General features: G+C 39.7%; 11 protein-coding genes and 2 CRISPR repeat arrays. Of the genes, 10 read left to right on the forward strand and 1 reads right to left on the reverse strand.

All coding sequences use genetic code 11. The features are described 5' to 3' along the window. The 10 genes from BQ7364_RS10730 (at position 1) to BQ7364_RS10775 (ending at position 12,342) form a co-directional block, all read left to right on the forward strand. Complete coding sequence (locus BQ7364_RS10730) at positions 1-264, forward strand: FAD-binding protein (RefSeq protein ID WP_072684717.1); 264 nt, start codon at positions 1-3, stop codon at positions 262-264. A gap of 101 nt (positions 265-365) precedes the next feature. Further along, positions 366-1,193 (forward strand): SagB/ThcOx family dehydrogenase, encoded by an 828-nt coding sequence (locus tag BQ7364_RS10735; protein ID WP_234973179.1) that lies wholly within the window; start codon positions 366-368, stop codon positions 1,191-1,193. Between the two features lie 148 nt (positions 1,194-1,341). Continuing rightward, positions 1,342-2,318: direct repeats of the CRISPR family, unit length 33 nt; unit sequence GTCGCATCGCTCACGCGGTGCGTGGATTGAAAT. Positions 2,319-2,565: 247 nt separating this feature from the next. After that, positions 2,566-5,094, forward strand: a complete 2,529-nt coding sequence (locus BQ7364_RS10740; RefSeq protein WP_072684719.1) for a CRISPR-associated helicase/endonuclease Cas3 — start codon at positions 2,566-2,568, stop codon at positions 5,092-5,094. Between the two features lie 13 nt (positions 5,095-5,107). Beyond that, positions 5,108-5,806: a type I-C CRISPR-associated protein Cas5c gene (gene cas5c / locus BQ7364_RS10745; protein ID WP_072684720.1), complete on the forward strand. Its 699-nt coding sequence runs from the start codon at positions 5,108-5,110 to the stop codon at positions 5,804-5,806. Between the two features lies 1 nt (position 5,807). Next, a complete protein-coding gene (gene cas8c, locus BQ7364_RS10750) occupies positions 5,808-7,685 on the forward strand; it encodes a type I-C CRISPR-associated protein Cas8c/Csd1 (protein WP_072684721.1) in 1,878 nt (625 codons plus the stop codon). A 4-nt stretch (positions 7,686-7,689) separates the two neighbouring features. Then, positions 7,690-8,547 (forward strand): type I-C CRISPR-associated protein Cas7/Csd2, encoded by an 858-nt coding sequence (gene cas7c, locus BQ7364_RS10755; RefSeq protein WP_072684722.1) that lies wholly within the window; start codon positions 7,690-7,692, stop codon positions 8,545-8,547. After that, entirely contained in the window at positions 8,537-9,199 is a 663-nt protein-coding gene (gene cas4, locus BQ7364_RS10760; protein ID WP_072684723.1) for a CRISPR-associated protein Cas4, read from the forward strand. The genes cas7c and cas4 overlap by 11 nt, the downstream gene beginning before the upstream one ends. Further along, a complete protein-coding gene (gene cas1c / locus BQ7364_RS10765; protein ID WP_072684724.1) occupies positions 9,196-10,227 on the forward strand; it encodes a type I-C CRISPR-associated endonuclease Cas1c in 1,032 nt (343 codons plus the stop codon). Before cas4 ends, cas1c begins: the two co-directional genes overlap by 4 nt. Positions 10,228-10,236: 9 nt before the next feature. Then, positions 10,237-10,527 carry a CRISPR-associated endonuclease Cas2 gene (cas2, locus tag BQ7364_RS10770; protein WP_072684725.1) on the forward strand — a complete coding sequence of 97 codons (291 nt, stop codon included), beginning with the start codon at positions 10,237-10,239 and terminating at the stop codon, positions 10,525-10,527. Positions 10,528-10,685: 158 nt separating this feature from the next. Beyond that, positions 10,686-11,411: a CRISPR direct-repeat array (repeat unit 35 nt; unit sequence GTCGCATCGTTTGCGTACGATGCGTGGATTGAAAT). Positions 11,412-11,718: 307 nt separating this feature from the next. Beyond that, complete coding sequence (locus BQ7364_RS10775) at positions 11,719-12,342, forward strand: GntR family transcriptional regulator (protein WP_006060981.1); 624 nt, start codon at positions 11,719-11,721, stop codon at positions 12,340-12,342. Between the two features lie 114 nt (positions 12,343-12,456). On the opposite strand, the gene BQ7364_RS10780 is transcribed toward BQ7364_RS10775, so the two are convergent. Then, positions 12,457-13,743, reverse strand: a complete 1,287-nt coding sequence (locus tag BQ7364_RS10780) for an ISL3 family transposase (protein ID WP_072684726.1) — start codon at positions 13,741-13,743, stop codon at positions 12,457-12,459. Positions 13,744-13,950: the final 207 nt, after the last annotated feature.

Below are 13,950 nucleotides of genomic sequence, written 5' to 3' on the forward strand. Positions count from 1 at the left end.
ATGATCCCGATTGAAAAAGCGCCGTTCTATGGCGGAGCTGGAAATTTAGGTCATGGCGGCAACCCGTCAATGGTTACGTTGTCGGGACTGGTTACGGATGCCGAACAAAACGTGCTGAATACACAATGGGAAAAGATCGGCAACCTGTATGCGGCGGGTAATTGTTTAGGTGGCCGTTATGGCTTAGGTTACAGCACGCCGATGGCAGGCAACTCAGTCGGTATGGCAATGACCCATGGTTGTCTGGCAGGGCATACCTGCTGAAAAAATAGATATGATTTTCTCCATTCTGACTTTGTTGGGATGGAGTTTTTCTTTTTGTTTTCCTGCGGACTGTTATAATAAAGAAAAGGGAGGGCCTTAAAATGATGGATGAAAAGCGTATACAGACACTTATTCGGGAAGGCCGGCAGTTTTTGCATTGTCAGAGTATTGCAGATCAGGATGATTTTGTATCTGATCAGCAGTTGAAGAAACCGCAGCCGCCACTCGTGAAGGCTGCGATAAGCGAACAGAGAATAATACTGCCGCATAATTTTGAAGATTTGGATATTGATGGGAATTTTACTGAGATTTTATCAAGACGGCATAGTTCTCGTGTTTTTACTCAGCAGCCGGTTAGTTTACTTCAGTTATCGTATTTATTATGGGTAAGTCAAGGGGTGAAAGAGATTCGTGGAAAGCGATACGCAACATTGCGAACGGTGCCATCCGGCGGTGCTCGTCATGGATTTGAAACGTATTTGATTGTGCGGATGTGCGAGGGATTGGATTGTGGAGTTTATCATTATTTACCAATGGAGCATGCGCTTGAATTTTTACATAGAATAGATGATGAAGAGCAGATGATTTCGGATTCACTGTGCGGACAGCGCTGGGCGAGCAAAGCGAGTGTTGTTTTCTATTGGTCGCTAGTAGCCTATCGTTGCGAGTGGCGATATGGGATTCGAGCGCATCGAGTGGCATTGATCGATGTGGGACATGTTGGACAGAATTTATATCTGGGCTGCGCCGCGCTAAATTTAGGGATTTGCGGGATTGCGGCGTTTGATGATAAAGTTTGCAGTGACATTTTTGGATTGGATAAAGATGAGGAATTTATTATTTATACTGCACCTGTAGGAACGATTAGTTCTGCGGATATTGAGAAAGAAAAAGGTTTCTATCGATTTGTGGAAGAAGAAGGTCTTTAAGTGCGAACGTGAAGTGAACATAGAAATCCTGGGAGGTTCGCACCGGGAAAATGTGAAAATTAAAGAAAATATTGCAAGTGTATCCAAGATTGTTTATCATAGAATCGAAATAGGAAACAAATAGAAGTCATTAAGTTTCTTATTTGCCGTCGCATCGCTCACGCGGTGCGTGGATTGAAATTGTAATCCATCCGCCAGTTACGTCGCTGCATTGAGTCGCATCGCTCACGCGGTGCGTGGATTGAAATACTTCAAATAATGCCTGTGTACCCATAATCATCATGTCGCATCGCTCACGCGGTGCGTGGATTGAAATTTTTTACGCGTCGGGCAAATAACCGGACGGAAGTGTCGCATCGCTCACGCGGTGCGTGGATTGAAATATATTGGCGGATTTACTATGGCTGACCCTGGATCGTCGCATCGCTCACGCGGTGCGTGGATTGAAATATTTTGGTTTTGATGAGGCTCCGGAAGTGGTTGCCGTCGCATCGCTCACGCGGTGCGTGGATTGAAATCTGCCATTTCATTATCCTCTCTTTCTGCCCTTGCGTCGCATCGCTCACGCGGTGCGTGGATTGAAATGGCACGTTATTCGACACATAGACAGTAAATCCAGTCGCATCGCTCACGCGGTGCGTGGATTGAAATGATGGTATGACCCGCGAAGAATGCGCCGAGATCGTCGCATCGCTCACGCGGTGCGTGGATTGAAATTATCCGGATACACCTATGACCTATCTTACCGTGGGTCGCATCGCTCACGCGGTGCGTGGATTGAAATGCTGGCGAATCTTGAGCAGGCGCAGGAAACCATGTCGCATCGCTCACGCGGTGCGTGGATTGAAATTGAATGGCCATAACGCCGCCGGTCTGCTGGACATCCGTCGCATCGCTCACGCGGTGCGTGGATTGAAATTTCAGAAGTTGACAGCATTTATTATCAATCTGAATGTCGCATCGCTCACGCGGTGCGTGGATTGAAATATTCTTGAAAGTAAGCAAGGTGCAGAAACATCAAACGGTCGCATCGCTCACGCGGTGCGTGGATTGAAATTAGAAGTGTAGTATACACAGCCTCACCAGCACTAAGTCGCATCGCTCACGCGGTGCGTGGATTGAAATCTCTTTCTTAAATTTATCCATAACCTTAAGACATGTCCCACTGGCAGTGCGTGAATTTTTGCCAATCGTTTTATAACTATAATTTTATCTCAAGCAATGTATTGATTGTTATGGTATAACGCCGTTTTTTTGTTGTTAATCTAATTGATAGAAGTTGACTTTAGTTAAATCTTATTTTCTGGTAGGAATAATTAGAAAATGGGATATAATATAATTATTAAAGACTGTTGTATTAGGAGGTGTGTTTATGTTATTAGCACACTGGGATGGGGAAGAACAACGAGCACAATCCTTAAAAGATCATAGTGAAAATGTAGCAAGAATGATGGAAGAAAATTGTTTTTCGCTTGGCCTTACATCAACTGGACGATTAATAGGATTACTCCATGATGCAGGGAAAGCCAATCCTGTATTTCAGCAATATATGCTTGAAAATCAAACAGAGAAGAAAGGGAAAATTAATCATTCGGCAGCAGGTGCTCAGATACTAAGGAAACTATTTTTTGGTAAGGAATTTTGGACAATGCCGAAAAAACAGCAACAATTCAGAACACTTCTATTTCAGCTATGTTCCATCGCGATATTAGGACATCATCGTGGATTGATGGATATATATGATCCAAATGGGAACTCTCCTTTTGAGCGGATGCTGAATGCTGAGGAAAACCAATCAGTTCATGATTCGTTTTTCAATGAATTAAATTGTAAAGAAGAGATAAATCAGCTTATTGAAAAAGCACAAAATGAAATAATTCAATTAAATACCCAAATAAATATACTTGTAAAAGGACATTCCTTTGAAATAAATGATGATAAACCCAAAGAGGCGAAGTTAGAAGAAGGAATGTTCACCTATGGACTGATCGAACGTTTTCTTTTCAGTAGTTTAATAGATAGTGATCGTCTGGATACAGCTTGTTTTCTAGATAAGAAAAATATTCCGGTAGCAGAAAATAGGATAGAAATCTGGGCAGAACTTCAGGAGAGATTGAATAAAGAATTATTGGGTTTAGAAAAACTCAATCCATCACAAGCTTCTTCGACTTTAAATCAAATTCGCAAGCGAGTGAGCAAATCATGCTTAAACGCAGGAAATTGGCCCTCAGGAATATATCGATTACAATCAATAACTGGATCCGGAAAGACCCTGGCAAGTCTCCGTCTCGCTTTGCAACACGCTTGTAATTTTCCTGAAACAAAACATATTATTTATGTTATTCCTTTTCTGAGTATTTTATTGCAGAATTCACAAACTATTAAAGAAACACTCCATTTAGAAGAGCATTCGGACTGGATTCTTGAACATTACTCTGACTTTGAGAATGAGTTAATAAATGCATCAACAAATGATAATTTACAAAAACAGGAAGAACTTCAGGAATATGAATTGCGAACAGAGCGCTGGGATTCTCCAATAATTATTACGTCTTTGGTTCACTTTATGGATACATTTTTTTCCGCAAGGAAAAAAGATGTACGCCGTCTTCATCAGTTAAGCAATTCCGTAATTATTTTTGATGAAATCCAATCTATACCGGACAACTGTATCGGAATGTTTAATAGTGCATTAAATATGCTTGAACACTTAGCCGATGTGAAAGTTGTTTTATGTAGTGCTACGCCGCCGCTTTTGGAAAAAATAAAACATCCATTACAATGGTCGCAATACAAAGATATCGACACGAATGATTCAAAAGATATGAAAAAAATTCATCGTGTTTTTGTTACAGATAAGACGGATGTACAAAATTGTTTCTCAGTTGAAAAGATTGCTGAACTTGCTTATGAAAAGCAGCAAGAACGATCTAATGCATTAACGATTATGAACACTGTATCCGGAGCTACTCGCGTATTTGAATGCTTAAAGAAGAAATTTGAGCAAATTCCAGAGATGAATCGACCACTCTTAATTCTCTTGACAACAAATTTATGCCCGAATCACAAAAAAAGACGAATACAACAGATGATTAACGCTTTGAAAGAAAATATTCCAGTCTTGTGCGTGAGTACATCCTTGATTGAAGCCGGGGTGGATATCAGTTTTGATGTTGTTTTACGTGCCTGTTCAGGATTGGATTCATTAATTCAGGCCGCTGGAAGATGCAATCGACATGATCATAAAAAGCTAGGCGAACTCATTGTCTTTTATTCGTATGAAATTGATTTTATGCATGAATCAATCACTAAGAATACAACCATTTCACAGTTGACAAGAAAATTGATCTGCTCTCATTATGTATTAGATAAATTCAAGAAAGCTCCAGAAGATTTTGAAAATAATATATTATCAAATAAGGCTTTGGAAATGTATTATTCTCGATATTATAAAATTATTCAGGATCAAGTTGATTATCCTGTAACAAGCCAGGGTTTTACATTATATGATCTGAATTCTTTCTGTTCTTGTTGGTGTACTGAAATTTCAAAGGCAAAGAAATCAGACGTAAACTGGATGATGCATCAAGCTTTTGAAACGGCAGGAAGGTATTTTAAAGTGATTGAAGATTATTCAATTGGGGTTTTAGTCCCTTATGAAAAAGGGAGAGAACTGATTGAAGAATTGAATAGTGGAAATATTAAATTCCAGCTAGATAATTTGCGAAAATTAAAACGTCAAGCTCAAAATTATAGTGTTAATCTGAATGAATCCTATATTCGGAAACATAAACAGAATTTTAGTTATTTTGAAGCGGCTGATCTTTATTGCTTAAAAGAAGGCTGTTATGACGAAGAAAAAGGTGTGACTGATTTCGAAGCACAGTCATGGATTATTTGAAAGAGGTGAGAAAATGCTTTATGACAATAAGATTTGTTTCCGTGTCTGGGGAAATGAAGCGCTGTTTACAGATCCACTTACCAAGGTGGGCGGAGAAAAATTCAGTTATCCTGTCCCGACGTATCAAGCTCTGAAAGGAATCACAGAAAGTATTTATTGGAAACCTACATTAATTTGGGTTATCGATCGTTGCCGGGTGATGAAAATCATTCAGACGCAGTCAAAAGGGATTCGGCCAATTCGATATTATTCCAACCAGAACGATTTATCGCTGTATACTTACCTTCATGATGTTGAATATCAGGTTGAGGCTCATTTCATTTGGAATGAAAAACGAGCGGATTTAGCGCAGGATCGCAATGAACATAAGCATTATGATATCGCTAAAAGAATGGTTGCTCGCGGCGGCCGCCGAGATATTTTCTTAGGCACTAGAGAGTGCCAGGGTTATGTTGAAACTTGTACTTTTGGAGAAGGAACTTCACCTTATGATGAAGCTGAAGAGGTAGCTTTTGGTGTTATGTTTCATTCGTTTATCTATCCTTCTGAATCACAAGATGAAAACTTAAAATCCTGTTTCTGGATGCCGATTATGAAGAAAGGTGTGATCGAGTTTATTTCACCGCAGTCATGTACAATGATCCGGGAATTAGGGAAAATGTCGGAAAAGCAGTTTATTCCCGGCGTGAATATGACGATGGAGGACAAGTGACATGGGATGGATACAAAACTTGTGTTCAGTTTATGATCAAAATCTCGAAGAAATAAAGGCAGAAACAAAAGGCCTTTTACCGATCGGGTACATAGAACAAGCAGCTCAGTTAGAAGTATGGATTGATCAAGGCTGTTTTGAATATGCGAGGGTTTTGCCTAAATCTGAATCCATGACACGAATCCCCTGTACTATTGAATCTTCCAGCCGGTCTGGTAAAAATCCAGCGCCTCATCCGTTATTTGATAAACTTAAATATATTGCGAAGGATTTTGATCAATATTCAGAAGAAGGCGGAAGTTATTCTCAGTATCGCTTATTTTTGGAAGCTTGGTGTAAATCCTCTTATGCGTATCCATTAGTGCGGGAATTATTTGAATACTTAGAAGCGGGGACTTTGATTCAGGATTTAGTTGAGGAAAAAATACTAGTCCTTGACGAACAAGGAAAACTAATTGAAAAATGGAAAGGTTTAGAAAACAAACCAGCGATTTTTCAAATAGTTACGGGAACTCAAGCCGATGCCTTTGTCAGATTTGTTGTCGATGGTGTTCAATTGTGGAAAGATCCCAATTTAGTGGAATCCTTTACTCATTTTTATCAGGATCAATTGAGGAAGAAGGAAAGAATTGATTTAGACTTAATCACAGGTCAACAGATGCCTGTAACTATGAGAATTCCGTCAAAAGTTAGAAATTCTGCGGATATGAGTAAATTGATTTCATCCAATGATTCTCAAGGTTTTACATATCGCGGTCGGTTTGTAAATCCGGAAGAATCGATGAGTATGGGGTACGAATCTTCCCAGAAGGCAATTAATGCACTAAAATGGTTAATTAATAAACAAGGCCGCACTTTTGGAGAAGCAGTATTTGTCAGCTGGGGGAGTAATATTACAAGTCTGATCGAGTTTAATGAAAGTGCTGATTTATTTGATCTTGATGAAAATCTGCCAGAGTTTCAGTTTGATACTTATGAAAAATTTTCTAAAGCTTTAAATCAAGCGATGAAAGGATATCTGTCAAAACCTTTGATTGCGAATGAAGAAGTTATGACATTGGGCTTGGAAGCTGCAACTCCGGGACGACTTTCAATCATTTATTATCAACAAACCAGCAGTTCTCAGTTATTTAGAAATGTTTTATTTTGGCATAAGACGATAAGTTGGTATAAAACCCTATTTTACAAACAAGCAGAAACAGGAAAGACGATTTCACGTCAAACCATAGGATCGCCGGACATGAATAAAATCATCAAGACATTATATGGTGAGTCAGTCAATCCTAAATTACTTGCATCTTCAGCAAAAAGACTGGTTAAATGTATTCAGGAAGGTCAGCCATTACCACGGGATTTCATGCAGAAAGCGGTCGTAAAAGCTTTAAATCCTTATGGGAAAAGCGCAGATGAATACAATCAGATTTTAGAAGTCTGCTGCGCGGTGATCCGGAAATATTACATTGATGAAGCCAGAATAAATGGAAAAGAGGAGGAAATGCCTGTGAGAACAGATTTGGAATGCAAAGATATCAGTTATCTTTGTGGCCGCGCTTTGGCAGTAATGAATTTTATTGAAGACAAAGCAAAACCAGAGAATGAAAAGAAACGTGAAACGAATGCTATGCGGTATATGGGCCAATTTTCACGTTATCCGCAATCGACATTGATTAGTTTGCAAAGTAAACTTCAGCCCTATTTATTAAGATTAAAAACAGATTATTATGAATATCTTTTGAGTGATATTCTTTCTCAGATTGACCCAAAACGATTTGAAGACGCACCTTTATCAGGTAAATTTGTTTTAGGTTTTCATGCCCAACTTCATGATTTAAAGTACGGTTATAAAAAAGATCAAGCTAAGGCTGAAAAGGAGGATTAAGTGTATGAGTTTAACGAACAAGATTGATTTTGCGGTTGTTTTTTCAGTAAAGAATGCCAATCCGAACGGAGATCCACTAAATGGTAATCGTCCGCGGACGACGATGGATGGTCGTGGAGAAATCAGTGATGTTTGCTTGAAACGAAAAATCAGAAATCGGTTGATGGATCTGGGTGAAAATGTTTTTGTTCAAAGTGACGATAAGAACTTAGATTCCTATCGAAGCTTGAAGGATCGGGCGGATGCTTGCGCGGCGTTTAAAAATGAAAAAGATAAAGAGAAAGCGGCCGCAGCAGCTTGTAAAGAGTGGTTTGATGTGAGAGCTTTTGGCCAGGTTTTCGCTTTTAAAAACGCAGGCGGAGCTAAAGGTGAAGGGGTTTCAATCGGCGTAAGAGGTCCAGTTTCAATTCATCCAGCGATCAGTGTTGATCCGATTTTTGTGAATGAGATGCAGATTACCAAGAGCGTGAATAGTGTTACGGGTGATAAAAAATCTTCGGATACGATGGGAACAAAGAATACGGTAGACTTTGGAATTTATGTGACTTATGGAAGTATTAATTGTCAGCTGGCGGAGAAAACTGGATTTAGTGAGAAGGATGCTGAACAAATTAAACAATGCCTGATTACGTTGTTTGATAATGATTGTTCTTCGGCACGTCCTGACGGCAGCATGGAGGTTCTGGAAGTAATCTGGTGGAAACATAATTGTCCATCGGGTCAGTATTCTTCAGCGAAGGTTCATCGTAGTTTAGAAGTACGAAGAAAAGAGAATGTGGAAATTGGCAGTAAAATTGAAGATTATGAAATTATCGTCCATGACCTTGAAGGACTGACTCCGGAAATTATCAGTGAGTTATAGCGAAGATCAGTATTTAAATTTAGCTGGCATCCAGCATTTCAGCTTTTGCCCTCGTCAATGGGCTTTGATTCATGTCGAACGGCTTTGGGAGGACAATTCACTTACTATTTTAGGTCAAATTGTTCATGAAAAAGCACATGATGAAAAACAGCTTGAAAAAAGAGGGAAAGTAATTATCACTCGGAATTTGCCTGTTTATTCAAAGACATTGGGAATAAATGGGTATTGTGATGTAGTGGAATTCCATCAGGATGAAGATGGGGTTCCACTCATTCATTTTGATGGAAAGTATAAACCTATTCCTGTGGAATACAAAAAGGGACACAGTAAAACAATTGACGCTGATCGGCTGCAGCTCTGCGCTCAAGCTATGTGTCTTGAAGAAATGTTGGTTTGCGAGGTTAATATTGGTTATTTATATTATGATGAAACAAGAAGAAGGGAAGAGGTCAGTTTATCTCAGGAATTACGCGATCAGGTAAAAACAGATTACAATATGATGCATCAGTATTTATCCAAAGGATTAACGCCAAGAGTAAGGAAAAGTAAAAAATGCCAATCTTGTTCTTTGAAAGAAATTTGTTTGCCAGGATTGACTGTGGAATCTGCGAAAGCTTATATAACAAGAAAACTGCATGAGGAAGAAGTATGAGAAAAATTGGAAATACGTTATATATAACGCTACCGGATGTTTATCTTTCTTTAGATGGTGAAAATGTTGTTATTTTGAATCAGCAAAAAGTGATAAAACGAATTCCATTACATAATTTAAGCAGCATTGTCATGTTTAATTACCAGGGAATCAGTCCGGCATTGATGGGAAAATGTATGTCACAGAATATAACGCTCAGTTTTCTTTCACCTGCAGGCTATTTTTTAGGCCGTGTCGTTGGAGAATATCAAGGTAATGTTTTACTTAGAAAAAAGCAAATACTTGTTTCCGAGAATAATCAGCAAAGTGTATTGATCGCGAAAAATATGATTTTAGCCAAAGTTTATAACAGTAAATGGATTCTTGAACGTGCTATTCGCGATTATCCGCTGCGAATTGATATTGAGAAAATGCGAGCAATTTCCAAACAATTGAGTGAAATACTCAATTCGATTGAGAAGGTGCAGAGTCATGACGAACTGCGTGGTTTTGAAGGCACGGCAGCGAAATTGTATTTTAGCAGTTTTGATGATTTGATTTTGCGCCAGAAAGAAGACTTTGTTTTTACCACAAGAACCCGGCGGCCTCCTTTAAATAAGGTGAATGCCCTGCTTTCTTTTGTTTATACTTTGTTGTCTCATGACTGTGCCTCGGCGTTGGAAAGTGTGGGGTTAGATTGTTATATTGGTTTCTTTCATATTGATCGACCCGGTCGAATGTCTTTGGCTTTGGATTTGATGGAAGAATTCCGCCCTTGCCTGGCAGATCGTTTTGTTTTGTCATTAATTAATCGTAAAGAGATAGATAGCTGTGATTTCTTTGATTATGAGAATGGCGCTGTTTATTTAAATGATGATGGAAGAAAAAAAGTAATCCAAGCCTGGCAGCTTAAGAAAAATGAAGAATTAACACATCCTTATTTGTCAGAAAAAATGAATTGGGGATTAGCTCCTTATCTGCAAGCTCAATTGTTATCGCGCTACTTAAGGGGAGATTTAGATGCTTATCCGCCATTTATGTGGAAGTAGAGGCAGTTTATGTTGGTTTTAATTACTTATGATGTGAATACGGAGACGAAAGCGGGGCGGACGCGTCTGCGGAAAGTTGCTAAGCAGTGTGTTAATTATGGTCAGCGAGTCCAGAACTCAGTTTTTGAATGTTCTTTGGATAATGCAAAATTAATAGAAGTGCAGCATTTGTTGGAGGGCTTGATTGATAAAAATGTTGATAGTTTGAGATTTTATATTCTCGGCAATAAATATAAAAATAAAGTAATTCACATAGGTGCAAAGCCAAGCTTTGATGTCAATGATCCACTTATCATTTGAATAATAGTTTAGTGCGAACCTGAAGTAAACATAAAATGTCTGGAGTGTTCGCACTTAAAATCAGGCTAAGTTTAATGAAATATCACAAGTTAAATTTAATGAGTTAATTAAGTTCTTAAATAAGAAACTATATTCTATATTTTCGTTTCTTATTTGCGGTAGCATCGTTTGCGTACGATGCGTGGATTGAAATCTGCCCTGGGGCATACTGATTTTCATTATACATGTAGCATCGTTTGCGTACGATGCGTGGATTGAAATGGCGAAAATCATGGCTATGTTTGAAGCTATGAAAGTAGCATCGTTTGCGTACGATGCGTGGATTGAAATTTATGTAGAATTTCTGGAAAACCAGAAACGGATCTAGTCGCATCGTTTGCGTACGATGCGTGGATTGAAATTCCAATATGCTTCAGCTTTGGGATTAACACCAAAGTCGCATCGTTTGCGTACGATGCGTGGATTGAAATCGATTGTATGGTACGGTGGAGCGGATTTATCGAGTCGCATCGTTTGCGTACGATGCGTGGATTGAAATCACTGGTCCGTAAAATCGAATGACAATCTGAATCTGTCGCATCGTTTGCGTACGATGCGTGGATTGAAATGAAAACTGACTCCTCCAAGTACCGGCCAACCTTGTCGCATCGTTTGCGTACGATGCGTGGATTGAAATGTCGTACATGATATCGAGTTCTTCTTCAGTAAAGTCGCATCGTTTGCGTACGATGCGTGGATTGAAATCGACCAAAAAGCAGCACGATCGCACAAAGGAGGAAGTCGCATCGTTTGCGTACGATGCGTGGATTGAAATAGCCCATCGAACAACCTTAATATTTGTCCCCATAGGTCGCATCGTTTGCGTATGATACGTGGATTGAAATTTCAGAATACAGGGGTTGCTGTTAGATCTATTCAAATCCTATTATCAGCACCCAATGTAAGGAACAAAACTAAATAGGTTATACCATTTATAAATGTAATGTTGATCAAATCTCGAAGTATACAGGAAGTATGAGACAAATATCTATGAGGTGGAATCTATTGAATATTAAAGATATGATGCGAACCCCCGGATGGCATTTTAAGACTGAATAAACACAGACATCTCCGATCCATTTAGCAATTCCTTGGAAATAGACTCTGATAATTAGTAAACTGTGGTATACTAAAGAAAAAGGAGTGATCCCGATGCAAGCCAAGAATGCCCCGCGCTATCAACAAATCGCAGCGGATATCGCTGCTAAAATTGCCGGCGGCGAATATAAAATAGGAGATAAAATTTTTGCCCGTTCCTCCCTGGCTTCACAATACCACGTTTCCAGTGAAACAGCGCGCCGCGCTATTTGCGTTCTTTGCGATATGAAAATTGTGGAATCCATTCAAGGCGTAGGCGTGGTGATTCAATCGCCGGAGAACGCCGTAATGTATGTCCGTCAATTTGATGAAGAATATACGATATCCGCGATGAAGGAAGGTTTAATCGAAGCGCTTAACGAACAAAATCAAAGAAATAATGAAATTAAAAACCAATTAGAAAGCTTGCTGGATACAGTAACACGTTTCAAAGCTTTGAATCCTTTCATTCCCTATCAAATTGAATTGACCGAAACCATGAACCACATCGGGAAAAATCTCTCTGAAATTAATTTCTGGCATAACACGTTGGCGACAGTCATCGCGATCCGGCATCAGGAAGAACTGGCTCTTTCTCCAGGGCCTTATGCTCGATTACATGTGGGGGATATCATTTATTTTATTGGTCAGGAAGACTGTATTATCCGGGTCGAACAGTTCTTCAGCGGAAATCATTAGTTCTCAAATCGTTCAATAACGGACGATTTTTTTCGGCTCTTTCAAAAATAGTGTTGGTGAGAGAAAAACCGAAACAAGAAAGACGCAGATGAGTTCCAGAAATGGGGCTCATTTTTAATTGAGAAAATGGCAGGGAACTAAGGTGTTAGAAATAAGTAAAATGCGGGTCTTAAATTGAATGAAAGAACGATAACCGAAAGCCAGGCGCTTGATGACCTTAATCAGATTATTCGTACCTTCAATCATGCCATTGGAAAATGAGTAAGTCAAGGCGTTGATCACTGCCTCTTTCCGTTCCACTAAGGACTGAATGGCGGTATTCATGGGCTTGGAGATCAAAGGATCAGGATTCAGACAAGCTTGGAGGAAGGCGTCAGGATCTTTCCGGTTGAGCGCGGTAAGGAGACTCTGATAGAGCTCATAAGTCGCCTTGAGCTCGGGATCCAGTTCAACTAAGAAGTGGACAAGGTCAATTTCGCGCATCAGAGATGGAAAGCAAACCCATTTTTTGAAGTCCTGATCATTCAGGTCATCTTCAAATTTAAGAAGGAGTTTCCAATAGCGTTTGAGCTTATTGTAATGAGGCTTACTCTGATTCATGAAATTGACGCGGGTCTTATTGAGAGCGCGGCTGAGCAGCTGAACGATGTGGAAGCGGTCAAGAATGATCTTGGCGTGAGGGAAACAGTGGTGAACGACAGAGAAGTAAGGGGAATACATATCCATACAAACGGTTTTAACGGCTTCGCGGGCTTTCCTGGAATAGCTCATGAAATAGCGGATGAGAACGGGCATTCTGCGATCAGGAAGGATATTGAGAATCTGACCGGATTCCGCGTTAAGAAAGAGAAAAGACATTGAAGCATCAACCCCTTTGACAGAGCGAAACTCGTCAAAACAGAGATGAGGGGGAAGAAAATTCCGCTGGACTTTAAAATCCTGATAGAGCTGTTGAAGAAGGGAATTCACCGTGGCATGAGAAACAGAGTGACGGAAAGCGATATCTTTTTCAGAAGTCTTCATCTTGGCGTCGAGGGCAATGGAGAGACGAGTGTTATTGGAAATGAAACAATGAGGGAGAACGATGGAAGTCGAAGCCGTAAAAGTATGGCCGCAATGTTTACAAAGGAAGCGTTGTTTTTTGAGGCGGAGATAAGCGGGGCGGCGGGAAACGGAAGGCAGGGTGATGAGGGAGGATTTCGTACCATGTTTGATGATAGCCGAGCCGGGGTTGGAGGACCCGCAGAGAGGACAGGAAGAGGGAGGGTCATAAGAAAGCGAGCCGGAAAAGACAAGGGAGTCAACACCACGAATCGACTGAGAAGAGACACAATCCTCAGAGAAATGAAGATGAGGGTCTTTTAAATTGAGAACAGATACGATAGAATGAGTAATGGACATAGTGAGATTTCCTTTCTGTAATTTGTGGTGATTTTATTGTAACGGAAATTCTTACCTATGTCTCTTTTTTTATGCTCAAGAAAAAAAGGCTTTGGTTTCCACCAACACCAAAATTTATAGAACCTTTTTTTCTTTCTTTTCTTGAAATAAAAGTGAAAATTAAATGAAAGGGATTTCAAGAGGAATTGATAAAGTGACAACCTTGTG

Origin of the sequence: Holdemania sp. Marseille-P2844 (assembly GCF_900120005.1) — a bacterium.
Classification (GTDB): domain Bacteria; phylum Bacillota_I; class Bacilli_A; order Erysipelotrichales; family Erysipelotrichaceae; genus Holdemania.